Genomic DNA, 12,977 nt, shown 5'->3' with positions numbered 1-12,977 from the left:
GTAGGGAATTTCACCCTGCCCCGAAGATGAATCATTATTTTTTTATACATTTTCATTATACATAAGGAGAATCATTATGTGAAGAAAAATGTTTTGAATTCGAGCTAAATATTATATTAACCTAATGAATCAATCACCTTAAACTCTTATCCCCCTTGGAGCTTCAACACTTGTTGAGGGAAAATAGGCTTATCCAATTCCAGCCCATTCCATTCCAGTAAAGTAGATATTTCTAAGCTATGTGCCTTTGCAATGGAATATAGTGTGTCACCTTTTTTAACAATGTAATCTGAATTTGATTTTTTAGGAATAATCAACTTTTGGTTTTCGATTACGATTGTATTATTCAATTCATTTCTTTTCATTAGGTCTTCAACAGCTACATGATAATTTTCCGAAATAGCCCATAAAGTTTCTGCTTTACTGACTGTATGAATTTGTTCAACCTGCTCAATTTCCAACGTATCCACACTTAATTTTTTATGTTCATGAATATCTCCAGAAACAACCACTGTTTGATAAGGATCGGTTGTATTGGCAAAAACCAATTGGCCAATTTCACCATATCCATATATAAGAAAAGGATCAAATGCATGCTCTTTTTCAATTGTCCATTCACCATTATGTACTTCAAAATGAAGATGGGCACCCGTGGACCTTCCTGTATTTCCTAGAAGTCCAATTTGTTCCCCTTGATCAATGTCTTGATCAACTTCTACTAACCTTTTCTCAAGATGAGCATAGACCGTTTCATATCCGTTGTCATGTCTAACAAACACCACATTTCCATAGCTAGGTGAGTAATACGACTTGATTACCCTTCCTTTATCAACAGAATACACGGGGGTACCAATCTCACCCCCAATATCCACCCCTTTATGTGTACCTGCCCTAGTCCCGTAAGCGTCTGTAATAATCCCCTCAACTGGAAATGTCCACCCTGTTGTATCAATCGCCTGTCTATTCTCTTCTGCTTTTGCTTCTTTTCCCGCAAGAAAAATCACACTAATGCATAAGGCCAATACTATAACAATAATTATCCTTCTAACATAATCTAAAATCATGCTTGTCCTCCTTATTCTTTTTGCTAATCAAAGACTGTAAAGTTAAAATTAATACGGCTTGTACACCTATCATCTCTGATACAAATACCGTTTTCAGAGTAAGACACTCTGCACTTTCCATTATATGTACAAACTCCCCATAATATGAGTTTGAGATAATTTTCCTTTCACTAGTTTGCCTAACTTTAAGATAAATATGACAAGATTATGAGACAGAGATGATTTATAGATATGTGGCGATCAATCAATAGCTCGCAAATATAATTAAAATTTCACTCGATATAGTTGAAATTACAAAATTTATTTTAAAATTCACTTGATATATTGTGGATTTCGCAAATAAACGTGGCGAATGACATAAAAAAGCTGCCATTTTCCACATGGCAGCTTTACTACTTATTATTCCTCAATATCTTTTACGTTTGGACTAACGGGTGCTGTAATAGGTCCTTCAAAATTGAATCCATTCCAGGTTTTTTCCTTAATATTTTCAAATAAAACTTGATTATAACCAGAACTTTTAGCAGTTAACAGTAAACCTTCAATCATTTCCAAAGCTGATTGAGCATCTAAAGAATTCATGTTTAATTCTTCTTGAAATTCAATGGTTACATACTCATTAGATTCTGTGATACTCATGTTAATGTTTTCAGGAATCACCGTTTGAAACAGACTTGAATCAGGGTTTTTCATTGCATTAATGGCTTCTGAAACATTACCTCTATCTATGTTATCCTGTACCAGATAACGATCTTTACCGTTAGGAGTATATAGGTAGTAAGGAGAATGTATTGTATTAGTCAGGTCTATGGTAGACAATTCTCCCATTGTACTAAATTGAGGGACACTACCATCTTTATTTACTATTTGAATCTTCGTTACATCCTTATATCGAAAAGAATAAAGGAGCGAATGATAAAAGGCATACTCTATTGCGCTACTACCACTATAAGAATGATTTTCAGCTATAGTAAATACAACCTCATTTTCGCTATCACCTTCCCTAAATTCACCTTTGAAAGGAAGGTATTCATCCATGCCCCATTCAGCCTGAGGTAGGTTTTTAGACATTTTTTCGAACTGTTCCAATGAAGTAAAAGATGGTTCTTTATTAGTAACAACAGTAACCGGAACGGGAATGGCATCCTTAGATATCAGACCGAATGTATAGTATTCTTTCCCTGTCAAGTCTTCTTGAAAAAGGGACAGTCTATCGGGTGCTTGAGGTGTCATTACTGGTTGCTCCTCTGACATACTTAATTGAGTGTCATTTGCGGAGGTTGTATCTTTAGCATCTGAATAAAGGGATTTAGACATCTCTGCTTCCTCAGCTCTATCTTCACTAGAATGATCTGCTGTTTTATTTGCTCCAGAGCTACTATCATTCGACTGATTTAGGATGGAGGGAGAAAGTAAGACAATAATAAATAATGCTGCAATGAGTGCAAATGTAGGTATGAAACGTCTTAAAACGGTAAAACTTTTTTGCTTTCTCACCTTTATTTTTGAATATAGATACTCTGGACTTTGATTGTCTTTTACTTTAGGGAGCTTTCTAATGAGGTCTTCAATCTCACGATCTTTCCAATCGGATTGTTTCAAGGTCTTGGTCCTCCTTTGGCAGCATTTGGTTCATTTCGATCCGTAGCCACTTTATTGCTCTATGCTGGGTCGTTTTCACTTTGCTTTCAGACCATCCTAATACTTCTGACGTTTCTGAAATAGAAAGTTCTTGTAAATATCTCATAATAATCACCATACGATAATCCGTGGAACAACGTTTAAGACATTGGTATAATACCCGAATATCTTCATTTGCAATGGCAATCTCTTCAATTAAGGCTTCATCATCCCTTAAATCATTTCGGTTCCAATCAAATTTCTCCATAATACGATTTTTCCAGTTTTTTTGTTTTCTAAAATGATCTATTGCAACATTTTTTGCGATTGAAAAAAGCCATGTTTTTTCAGAGCTCTTACCTTCAAAATTTTTGTATGATTTTAAAACCCTGATATACACTTCTTGAACTAAATCTTCAGCTTGTTGCCTATTTTGAACCATATATATCAAAAACTGATATACATCCTGGTGATACTTCTTGTATAATTCCTCAAAAACGGAGTTCATTTGGTTTCCTCCCCGTCAAAATATTAGTCGTTATGTAAGTTTAAAAAGTTACACAGTAACAATATAGTATTATTTTGGTAAAAAAGATAGACCTTTATGGCATAAAAAAAGTCAACAGATTAACCTATTTCATACTTCTAAGGTTACATCTGTTGACTTACAATGAACGATTGTTCCCCATGTAACAAGATTTATCGTCACAGTTCATCATTTTTCTTTAGAATCGTAGTAAAAACACGATTTATGCCTGATAAGGAAGAAAAAAGGTAAAGGTTGTTCCTTGATCAAGCTTGCTTTGAACCTGAATATGTCCTTTATGAGAGTCGATAATATTCTTCGCAATCGCCAAACCTAGACCAGTACCTGACTTCCCTCTAGTCCTTGCCTTATCTGCTTTATAGAAGCGCTCGAATACAAAAGGTAAATCCTCATCAGGTATACCAGAACCAGTATCTTTAACATTAAACAGATACCCATCATTGCTTTCGGATAAAGAAACGGTAACCTCTCCTCCTTGAGGAGTATGTCGTAAAGCATTATCAATAAGGTTTGTCAATACTTGTTCGATTCGATCAGGATCCATAAGAATTTCTCTATTAATTCCAACATTTGTTTCAAAATAAATATTTACTTTCTTTTCCTTAGCTAAGCCGATAAATTTATTCGTTACTCTTTCTGTAAAAGGCATGACTGTTACCACATCTTTATTAAGAGTAATTTGCTCTGCTTCCATTCTCGCTAAATCAAGGAGATCATTCACCAGGCGTCCCATTCTTAAAGATTCGTCATAAATGATACGAGCTATTTCCTTTTTCTCTTCTTCTGATTCAGCGATATCATCTACAATAGCTTCGCTGTATCCTTGTAGCATCGAAATGGGGGTGCGAAGCTCATGGGAAACATTCGCGATAAAGTCCTTACGAAGCTTGTCCAGCCTTCTTTCCTCCGTCATGTCACGTACAACGGCCACTGCTCCTCTAATAGTGTTATTGTTGTATAGAGGACTGACGATAACAACATAGGATCTACCCTGTAAGCTCAATTCATCCGTTTGCTCCATTTCGGTCACTACTACACTTTGAAGTAATTCTTTCACCGTTGTGGGGATGGCTTCTTCCGTTGCTTCGCTTTGTTCGTAATACCAATGCTGGAGAAAACGATCCGCTGGAGGATTTGTAATCAATATGGTGCCATCACGGTTAAAGGTGATAACCCCATCTGCCATACTGCTTAGGATACTGGAAAGCTGCTCTTTTTCCTGACTTAACGCATTAATATGGAATTTGAGTTGTCTTCCCATTTGATTAAATCCAGTAGCAAGCTCACCAATTTCATCTTTTGTCAAAATTGGTACTTTGGTATCGAATTTTCCTTTAGCCACTTCAAAAGCCGCTTCTCTCATTTTTCTTAGTGGTGCTGTAATTCTTGTAGAGAGGAAAAATGCAAATATGGTTGTGAGAATGATGGCAATTCCGGCAGCCAACAAAATAAGTTTTGTTGTTTGACGTGTCGTATCCTTAATCACACCGAGTGATTGATATAAATAGACAGCCCCATCCTTCTCATTAACCTTTAAGGGAGTACCAATAATAATGATATTTTCATAACGATTGGACGAAAAGTCTGAAGAAAATTCAAGTTCTTTCTTAACTGTCTTTCCATCCGATTTTACTGATTGTAATTGTTTGTCATTAAGTATGTACTCACGTATGTTATATTGATTGCTTGAGGAATCATTTGAATAGAGTGATTCATCTTGTTCAAGAGAAATCATAATATTGACTGGTTCATCAATGATCTCCTTCCCAAGCTCCATTCCTAAATTTAAGTCTTTATGATTTTCTATTATTCTGGCTACTTTTTCGGCTGTATTGGTTAATTCTTTTTCCACTTCATTTACGTGATAGTTTTGAAAGAACTCTAATAAAAGGATTGTTAGGATAAACAATACAAATGAAACCAATAGTAAGATGGTGAGCCAAAGCTTCCCTACGACACTACGCCAAAGCCTCATTCATTCGTTACCTCGAATTTGTACCCAACTCCCCATACCGTTACAATCATTTTGGCAGCTAGTTCAGAAACCTTATTTAATTTTTCTCTCAAGCGTTTCACATGCGTATCAACAGTTCTTAAATCTCCGAAGAATTCATAGTGCCATACTTCTTTTAGTAAATGTTCACGATCAAACACTTTATCTGGCGCTTTAGCAAGGAAATAGAGTAGCTCGTATTCTTTAGGTGTTAAGTTAACATCCTTTCCATCCGCCGTTACTCGATGGGCATCATTATCGATGGTTAGATGAGGATACACAATCAGGTCCTTTGCTTTAGAATCAGCTGGTATTAAACTTGCCTTTGATGAGCGTCTTAAAAGTGCTTTCACTCTCAAGACTACTTCTCTTGGAGAAAAAGGCTTTACGATATAATCATCCGTTCCTACTTCAAATCCTTGAACTCTATTCACTTCTTCCCCTTTGGCAGTCAACATGATTACAGGGGTAGATTTTTTCTCTCTAAGGTTCTTACACACTTCGATACCATCCATGCCAGGCATCATAATATCTAACAGGATACAATCGTAATTATTTTCAAGTGCCATTTCTAAGGCAACTTCTCCATTTTCCGCTTCATCAATTTCATAGTTCTCTCTTTCAAGATACATCTTTATAAGTCTTCGAATACGGTCTTCATCATCTACTACTAGAATTCGAATATTCTCTTCCACAAAAAATCCCCCTTTTGTCTATGTAAAACATATTATCCTATATTTTAAACGAAAAAAGAAGCTGACTCAAAGAGAATTTTACTCTCATGAATGTCAGCCTCCTCTTTAAAATATTTCTTTAAGCATATGAATGTAAACCAGCAATGATTAAATTAACCGCCACTAGGTTGAATAAAATAATCGCTACACCTACGACTGCTAACCAGGCAGATTTTTCCCCATGCCATCCTTTAGAGAGACGAAGATGAAGAAAGGCTGCATAAAATAAAAATGTAATTAAAGCCCACACTTCTTTAGGATCCCAGCCCCAGAATCTAGTCCATGCGATTTGAGCCCATATCATAGCAAAAATGATTCCACCAAGAGTAAAGACAGGGAAACCGATTAATACTGAACGATATCCAATTTCATCCATTAAATCCAAGTTAACGTTTTTTACTAATGGTTGCAATTTTGCAGCAATACGCTTTCTTAAAATTAAACGTAAGAGAAGATATATCCCTGTGCCCACAAGAAATGACCAAATAACCGAATTTAATTTTTTCGCATTTATTAAGGCCGGCATTTCTACAAGTGGTTCCATGCCATCTCCTGTTAATAATTCGCCTTCATTGGGTCCGACAATGGCTGGTAATGTATACTCAGAAATTGCCTCAGCTCCTTTTTGGTCTACATATTGGAACTGGGCTTCATAGTTCGTTAAGGTAAATGTTGTTGAAGCAACAACAAAACCTAATACAACTATCATCCCATACATCACTGTTTCTAGCCAAAATGATTGTTTGCTACCCTTAACATGATTAACAGATTTCAATAAATAAATGAGTCCCGCAACAAAGCTAATTGATAATATTGCCTCTCCAGCTGAAACTGTTGTTACATGAATCTTTAACCAATCACTTTGTAATGCTGGTATAAGAGGATTGATTTCTTTAGGGAACATACTTGCATACGCAATGACCAGTAAAGCGAAAGGCAAGGCAATGACTCCAAGAACAGTCGACTTATACATAAAGTAAATGATAATGAATGCTCCGACAAGCATCATTCCGAAGAAGGTGGTAAATTCAAATAGATTACTTACAGGTGCATGGCCTGCCGCTCCCCATCTTAAGAAAAAATAACCAATTTGAGCAACAAAACCTATAATCGTAAGGATAATTCCAATATACCCCCATTTTTGTTGATTTGTCTCAGTCGTATTCTTTTGACGAATACTTCCTCCAAAAAACAACGTTGCGACTAAATACATAATAAAAGAAATATAGAGCAGATTACTACTCCATTCAGCCATTGATGTTGTTGTCATCTTCATTCCTCCCCACTTCATCTTTTTGTTGTTGATCTTCAGGCTCGTTTATTCCTGTGTCTTCTAAAACAAATTTAATCTCATTTTTCAATCCGTGCCAATTTTTATTCGTATGACCAGCGACCATTACTCCACCCTCGCTGCGTCTAATCCAAATTCTACGATGATGCCAGTAGGCACCTTGTATTACCCCTATCATGAAGATGGCTCCACCGACTGCCAATATCCATAATGTTAAATCTTTGTGCACAGTTAGAGCAGAGACATCCCTTGTATCCACTCCAGCAAATGACAACTTATATTGATTCTCACCTAGAGGTTCAAGATTTTTTTTAATCCCTACAAAGCTAATTTCACCTTCTGGTTTTTCAGGTGAAAACATTTTAATTAAAAAGGCCGGGTTATTCGGAAGAGGAGATTTTGTTTGAGGTTCTCCCGCCTCATTAAACCCTGAGAAGTCCGGATAATATCCCATTAATTCAACTTTGTAACCATCTTCGAATGTATACGAATCTTGTGGATCAAACAAGTCGATGGTAAACTCACCAAATGTTTCTCCCGATTGTTTATTATCCAAAGTAAATGACATAGATTTAAACTCATCTAATTTATAGCTTGTTTGATAAACAGCAAAATGGTCAAACTTAAGTGGGTGGTTTACTTTTATTGACTCTTCCTTTACTTTTTTTCGTTCTGTTGTTTGTCCTGGCAAGCCTTCACCAGGGACTTTATGAAGGATCACATCTGACTGAAAATTTTTCGCTATTGTGCCGGCTTTGTCAATTGCTTGTCCAAACACTTCTTTATCAGTATCTTTATCATACGTTTCCAAAGTGAAATCTTTATTTTCTAAGTAATATTCCTGATCAGTTCCAGGGACAGCTCTCGTTTCCCCTTCTCGAATCCAGACGGTTTCATCCAGGTACATTCCTGGGACAAATCGGAGCATTCCCCCGATAAGAAAGATAATTAATCCAATATGGTTAACATATGGGCCCCATCGTGAGAAACGATTTTTTTCTGCCAGGATGTTCCCATTTTCTTCTCTGATTTTATATTTTTTTGCACTTAATTTTTTCTTTATCTCACTTAAGGGTTGATCGATATCTGTTATGTCAGTCTTTCCAAATATTCTTTGGCGCATTAAAAACCCTTCGTGTCTGGATACACGTTGATTCTTTAATGCTCGATAAAGTGGAATAACCCTGTCTAAGCTACAAATGACTAATGAAACTCCAATAGAAGCAATTAAAAGTAAATACCACCAGGAGCTATATAAGTCATGAAACCCTAAAACGTAATACAATTCACCGAAGAAACCGTATACGTCCTTATAATATTCACTCGCCGGTTGAGCAGACGGAATATACTGTTCTTGTGGCAATATGGTTCCGACTGCCGATGCTATTAACGTCAAAACAATTAACCATACCCCTACTTTTACAGAGGAGAAAAAGTTCCATATTTTATCAATAATTGATTTATTATATGTTTGAGAACGTCTTGCACTACCCTCGTAACGCATATCATGAAGCTTTTCTGATCGAGCTTCTTCCGTTAAGGCACGTCCACAGGACTCACAGAGGATTGTACCATTAGGGTTTACATGACCACACTCACATTTGATTTCTTTCATGCTAAAACTCCTTATGTCAGGTTAAGCGAACGCTCATTTAAGGTTTGATGCTTTCCATGTCTTCTTTTATATCATTTTCAGTCATAGTACCAGTAATGATTTTTTCTATTTCACCTTCGGGGTTAATTAAAAGAGTCGTCGGTAAAGGATCAATTCCATATGCGTGTTGGACTTGATCTTCTTTATCAACTAATATGGGAAACGTTAAGTTATGCTTAGAAACAAAACGGTTAATGAGGAAATTCGATTCCCCAACATTGATTGCTAAAACCTGGACACCTTGATTCTTATATTTTTTATATTGATTATTCATATAAGGCATTTCTTTTTCACAAGGTTTGCACCAGGTCCCCCAGAAATTTAAGAACACACCTTGTCCTTTATAATCTGACAACTTATGCTCATTTCCTTCCATGTCCTGTAAAACAAAATCAGGTGCCTGGTCTCCTACCTTTAATTTTCCTCGTTCATCCTTCGTAAAGTTAGCATATAACGTATATGCAACCGCAGAAGTAAGTACAATTAAAATAATCGTACGAATAAGCAATCTGCGTTTCTTCTTATCCATTTCATTATGCCTCCCAAATAAAAATCGATCTAGAAAGATGGGAAAAATCCTCTCTTAACATGAGCAAAGGGCCTGATTTCATAAGATATTTCTTAGAAGATCAGTCCCTGCAGTATTTTATGTCCATACCTGCATGATAAGAAAGGAAATATCCCATTCATCTTTTCGGGGTAAAATTCCATTCCCATTATACCATTTATCACTTTAGAGATAGTGTAAATTATATGAAGGATGTGTGACACTTTAGCTATTAAGTTTTATTTCAAGTTACCGGTTTCTGCAAGGGCACGAAGTTGTTTCACTTCATGGGGAGTTAATTCTCTTCCTTCTCCTGCATTTAATCCATGTAAGGTCAAGAAAGCAAATCTTTCTCTTTTCAGCTTCTGTACAGGATGTCCAATCGCTTCAAACATTCTACGCACTTGGCGGTTTCTTCCTTCATGAATGCTTATTTCAACAATCGCTTTTTCTTGTTTTTTATCCATACTTAACATTTTAACTTTAGCAGGAGCGGTCATCCCATCCTCTAATTTGATCCCTTTTTCAAGTTCTCTAATCTTAAATTTTGAAGGAATTCCCTTTAACCTAGCTACGTAGGTTTTCTCTATTTCATTACTAGGGTGCATAAGCAAGTTAGCAAATTCACCGTCGTTTGTTAGAATTAGAATACCTGACGTGTCATAATCTAAGCGTCCTACAGGATAAATTCGCTCTTGGATTTCCGGAAAGAATTCTGTTACAACAGGACGGTTTTTATCATCAGATACAGCCGAAATGACACCTCTTGGTTTGTATAGCATGTAATACACTTTGTTTTCTCGTTCAATTTGAACACCTGTTACTTCAATTTTATCTGAATTCGAAACCTTTGTTCCTAATTCCTTTATAACTTTTCCATTTACTTTTACTTTACCTTCTATTATTAATTGCTCTGCCTTACGTCTAGAAGCTACGCCACTATGAGCAATTACTTTTTGTAAACGTTCCACGGTCTTTCACCTCATTTAAGTTTCAATACATTTGTCTTCATGAATTATTACATAATCCAGACAAAATAGAAAGGCATAAAGAAAAAACAGCCTATTATAGCCGTTTTCTTTATGCCAAATGAAGTTAGGAGAACATAATTGTCACAATCATGATTGCTGCCGCAATTCCTACAAGGTCCGCTAATAACCCTACTTTCAAGGCATCCCCCATTTTGCGAATTCCTACTGCTCCGAAGTAAACTGTTAAAACATACAAAGTTGTATCTGTACTTCCTTGGAGAGTAGATGCGAGCCTCCCAATAAAAGAATCCGGTCCATAGGCAGCGACAATATCACTCATCATCCCTAATGCAGCAGTACCTGAAATAGGTCGGATAATAGCCAAGGGAACGATTTCAGGCGGAATACCCAATGCGATCAATCCTGGTCTAATAAGATTCACAAAAAATTCTAAGGCACCGGATTCTCGAAAGACAGTGATTGCTACAAGCATCCCGATTAGAAAAGGGATAATGGAGACAGCGATTTTAATCCCTTCTTTTCCACCTTCTACAAACACCTCGTAAGTAGGAACCTTTTTAAACGTTCCATAGACTAATATAAATCCAATCATTATTGGGATTAACCATAAAGAAATAGTTGAAATCCACTGCATCTACTTCACCTCTCGTCGAGAACGCCTATAATGAAAATATCTATCTATGATAATTGCACCGATCGTTGATAATAATGTGGCAATTAGAGTTGGTCCCACGATTTCAGTGGGAGAAGCAGAATCATATTTCATTCGAATCGCTATGACTGTCGTTGGAATAATCGTCAGGCTGGATGTATTAATAGCTAAAAAGGTAATCATCGAACGACTCGCTGAATCTTTTCCCCCGTTCAACTCTTTTAATTGTTCCATTGCTTTTATTCCTAAAGGGGTAGCGGCATTTCCAAGTCCGAACATATTCGCCATCATATTTGATAAAATATACCCCATGGCAGGGTGGTCATTAGGCACTTCAGGAAATAACCGTTTTACAAATGGCCTAAATAACTTGGCAAGTTTATCTAATAATCCAGCCTCTTGGGCTATCCTCATAATACCTAACCAAAACACCAGTACACTGACTAATCCTATGCAAAGTGTTACAGCTTCATTTGCTGAGTTGAATATCGCCTCGTTGATTTCCTCCATTCTTCCATTGACGATGGCAAATAGTAATCCAATTAAGGTCATTCCTACCCAGATTAGATTAACCATTCCCCTCTACCCCTAAGATAGATTGAAATGAATAGGCCCAGAATTCCCACCAGCTTGGTTCCTCTTCTTCCTTCTCTACTTTAAAGAAGATTGGCAATGTCTCTATTTTTTCACCATCTAAATAGATTACAGCATTCCCTACCACTTCTGGAACGTGCTCATTTTTCAACCATTTTTTTTTCGGTTTTAACATTTTATATTCTACCTTCACGTTTTCAACTTCATCATCCTTTAACATTAATACTGCTTCCCTTTTGAGGTACGCATGATCTTTATAAATGCTGTTTTTTATTTTATCAATTGTCCCTTCTTCCAATACAATTTTATAATCATATTGTTTAAATCCATATTCAAACATTCCGATATGATCATTCCAATCATCAGGACCGTTTAGTGTTACAGCAATTAAATGCTCTCCATCCTTTGAAGCTGTTGAAACAAGAGTTCTTTTCGCCAATTTTGTATACCCTGTTTTTCCACCCGTACTATGTTTGTAGAGCTCCGTTAACAATCTGTTTTTGTTTTTCCATTTTCGATCCCATTTCTCTTCCGGGTTAGGAGAGGTATGAACCTTTGTTCCAGATATCTTTTGAAATAATTCATTCTCCATAGAATACCTTGTCAATATAGCCATATCATAAGCCGTTGAATAATGATCTTCATGGTCGTCCAAGCCATGAGGATTTGAAAAGTGAGAATTCTTCATCCCAATTTCACTTGCTTTTTTATTCATTAGATAAGAAAAACCCTCAAGACTTCCACCTACATATTCGGCAATAGCAACAGCTGAATCATTCCCGGAACGTAGCATAAGTCCATATACTAAATCCTCTAATTTTACTTTTTCTCCTGCCTTAAGAAATAGAGATGACCCTTCAGTCCCTGCTGCATTATTCGATATAGTTACTTCTTCCTCCATCTTTCCTGACTCAATCGCAAGGATGGCTGTCATTATTTTTGTGATGCTCGCTATTCTGCTTTTGGTATGTGCGTCTTTTTCAAATAGAACTCTCCCCGTTTCTTGATCCATTAGAATAGCTCGCTCTGAACTAACTGAAGGGGATGCTTGAACTTCTTTTGATACCACACCGAATAACAAAGTGAACACAAGTAAATAATATATGTAAAATTTCCTTCTCTTTGAATTCACAGCCATCTACTCCTTTAATTCTTCGATAAGTATTTGTACAAGTGTATGCAGGACAAGGTGTATTATGATTGAAAAGGAAAACATTCCATACTTTTATATAGGTTCTTTTTGCAAAGGTTGTTGTTTATAACATGAGTCTCTTAATGGCTCTGTCAAC

Annotated in this window: 12 protein-coding genes; all 12 read right to left on the bottom strand. The window is 36.4% G+C overall.

Going from position 1 to position 12,977, the window contains the following annotated elements; translation table 11 throughout:
- Positions 1-146: 146 nt before the first annotated feature.
- The 12 genes from IQI_RS01560 to IQI_RS01505 all read right to left on the bottom strand — a co-directional run bounded on the left by IQI_RS01560 (position 147) and on the right by IQI_RS01505 (position 12,826).
- Positions 147-1,064, bottom strand: coding sequence for a M23 family metallopeptidase (locus IQI_RS01560; RefSeq protein ID WP_082892546.1), 918 nt, complete (start codon positions 1,062-1,064; stop codon positions 147-149).
- A 399-nt stretch (positions 1,065-1,463) separates the two neighbouring features.
- Entirely contained in the window at positions 1,464-2,666 is a 1,203-nt protein-coding gene (locus IQI_RS01555) for a hypothetical protein (protein WP_064090989.1), read from the bottom strand.
- Positions 2,638-3,192 (bottom strand): RNA polymerase sigma factor SigX, encoded by a 555-nt coding sequence (gene sigX, locus IQI_RS01550; RefSeq protein WP_064090988.1) that lies wholly within the window; start codon positions 3,190-3,192, stop codon positions 2,638-2,640. Before sigX ends, IQI_RS01555 begins: the two co-directional genes overlap by 29 nt.
- 241 nt (positions 3,193-3,433) lie before the next feature.
- Positions 3,434-5,206 (bottom strand): ATP-binding protein, encoded by a 1,773-nt coding sequence (locus tag IQI_RS01545; RefSeq protein ID WP_064090987.1) that lies wholly within the window; start codon positions 5,204-5,206, stop codon positions 3,434-3,436.
- A complete protein-coding gene (locus IQI_RS01540; RefSeq protein WP_064090986.1) occupies positions 5,203-5,919 on the bottom strand; it encodes a response regulator transcription factor in 717 nt (238 codons plus the stop codon). The genes IQI_RS01545 and IQI_RS01540 overlap by 4 nt, the downstream gene beginning before the upstream one ends.
- 118 nt (positions 5,920-6,037) lie before the next feature.
- Complete coding sequence (gene ccsB, locus IQI_RS01535) at positions 6,038-7,213, bottom strand: c-type cytochrome biogenesis protein CcsB (protein WP_064091059.1); 1,176 nt, start codon at positions 7,211-7,213, stop codon at positions 6,038-6,040.
- Positions 7,206-8,864 carry a cytochrome c biogenesis protein ResB gene (resB, locus tag IQI_RS01530; RefSeq protein WP_064090985.1) on the bottom strand — a complete coding sequence of 553 codons (1,659 nt, stop codon included), beginning with the start codon at positions 8,862-8,864 and terminating at the stop codon, positions 7,206-7,208. Before resB ends, ccsB begins: the two co-directional genes overlap by 8 nt.
- A 37-nt stretch (positions 8,865-8,901) precedes the next feature.
- Entirely contained in the window at positions 8,902-9,432 is a 531-nt protein-coding gene (gene resA / locus IQI_RS01525) for a thiol-disulfide oxidoreductase ResA (RefSeq protein ID WP_064090984.1), read from the bottom strand.
- Positions 9,433-9,689: 257 nt separating this feature from the next.
- Positions 9,690-10,421 carry a pseudouridine synthase gene (locus IQI_RS01520; protein WP_064090983.1) on the bottom strand — a complete coding sequence of 244 codons (732 nt, stop codon included), beginning with the start codon at positions 10,419-10,421 and terminating at the stop codon, positions 9,690-9,692.
- A gap of 124 nt (positions 10,422-10,545) precedes the next feature.
- Positions 10,546-11,076 (bottom strand): spore maturation protein, encoded by a 531-nt coding sequence (locus tag IQI_RS01515; RefSeq protein ID WP_064090982.1) that lies wholly within the window; start codon positions 11,074-11,076, stop codon positions 10,546-10,548.
- Positions 11,077-11,670 carry a nucleoside recognition domain-containing protein gene (locus tag IQI_RS01510; protein ID WP_064090981.1) on the bottom strand — a complete coding sequence of 198 codons (594 nt, stop codon included), beginning with the start codon at positions 11,668-11,670 and terminating at the stop codon, positions 11,077-11,079. It abuts the gene before it with no gap.
- Positions 11,663-12,826, bottom strand: a complete 1,164-nt coding sequence (locus IQI_RS01505; protein ID WP_064090980.1) for a D-alanyl-D-alanine carboxypeptidase family protein — start codon at positions 12,824-12,826, stop codon at positions 11,663-11,665. Before IQI_RS01505 ends, IQI_RS01510 begins: the two co-directional genes overlap by 8 nt.
- Positions 12,827-12,977: the final 151 nt, after the last annotated feature.

The sequence above is a fragment of the Rossellomorea aquimaris TF-12 genome (assembly GCF_001648555.1).
GTDB lineage: Bacteria > Bacillota > Bacilli > Bacillales > Bacillaceae_B > Rossellomorea > Rossellomorea aquimaris.
The sequence above is the reverse complement of the archived record's forward strand: the minus strand, read 5'-3'. Positions and strand labels throughout refer to the sequence as shown.

What these genes read in the sequence shown, in the direction of transcription:
- IQI_RS01560 (WP_082892546.1), bottom strand. Translation starts at nt 1,064, where the DNA reads ATGATTTTAGATTATGTTAGAAGGATAATTATTGTTATAGTATTGGCC.
- sigX (WP_064090988.1), bottom strand. Translation starts at nt 3,192, where the DNA reads ATGAACTCCGTTTTTGAGGAATTATACAAGAAGTATCACCAGGATGTA.
- IQI_RS01545 (WP_064090987.1), bottom strand. Translation starts at nt 5,206, where the DNA reads ATGAGGCTTTGGCGTAGTGTCGTAGGGAAGCTTTGGCTCACCATCTTA.
- ccsB (WP_064091059.1), bottom strand. Translation starts at nt 7,213, where the DNA reads ATGGCTGAATGGAGTAGTAATCTGCTCTATATTTCTTTTATTATGTAT.
- resB (WP_064090985.1), bottom strand. Translation starts at nt 8,864, where the DNA reads ATGAAAGAAATCAAATGTGAGTGTGGTCATGTAAACCCTAATGGTACA.
- resA (WP_064090984.1), bottom strand. Translation starts at nt 9,432, where the DNA reads ATGGATAAGAAGAAACGCAGATTGCTTATTCGTACGATTATTTTAATT.
- IQI_RS01515 (WP_064090982.1), bottom strand. Translation starts at nt 11,076, where the DNA reads ATGCAGTGGATTTCAACTATTTCTTTATGGTTAATCCCAATAATGATT.
- IQI_RS01510 (WP_064090981.1), bottom strand. Translation starts at nt 11,670, where the DNA reads ATGGTTAATCTAATCTGGGTAGGAATGACCTTAATTGGATTACTATTT.
- IQI_RS01505 (WP_064090980.1), bottom strand. Translation starts at nt 12,826, where the DNA reads ATGGCTGTGAATTCAAAGAGAAGGAAATTTTACATATATTATTTACTT.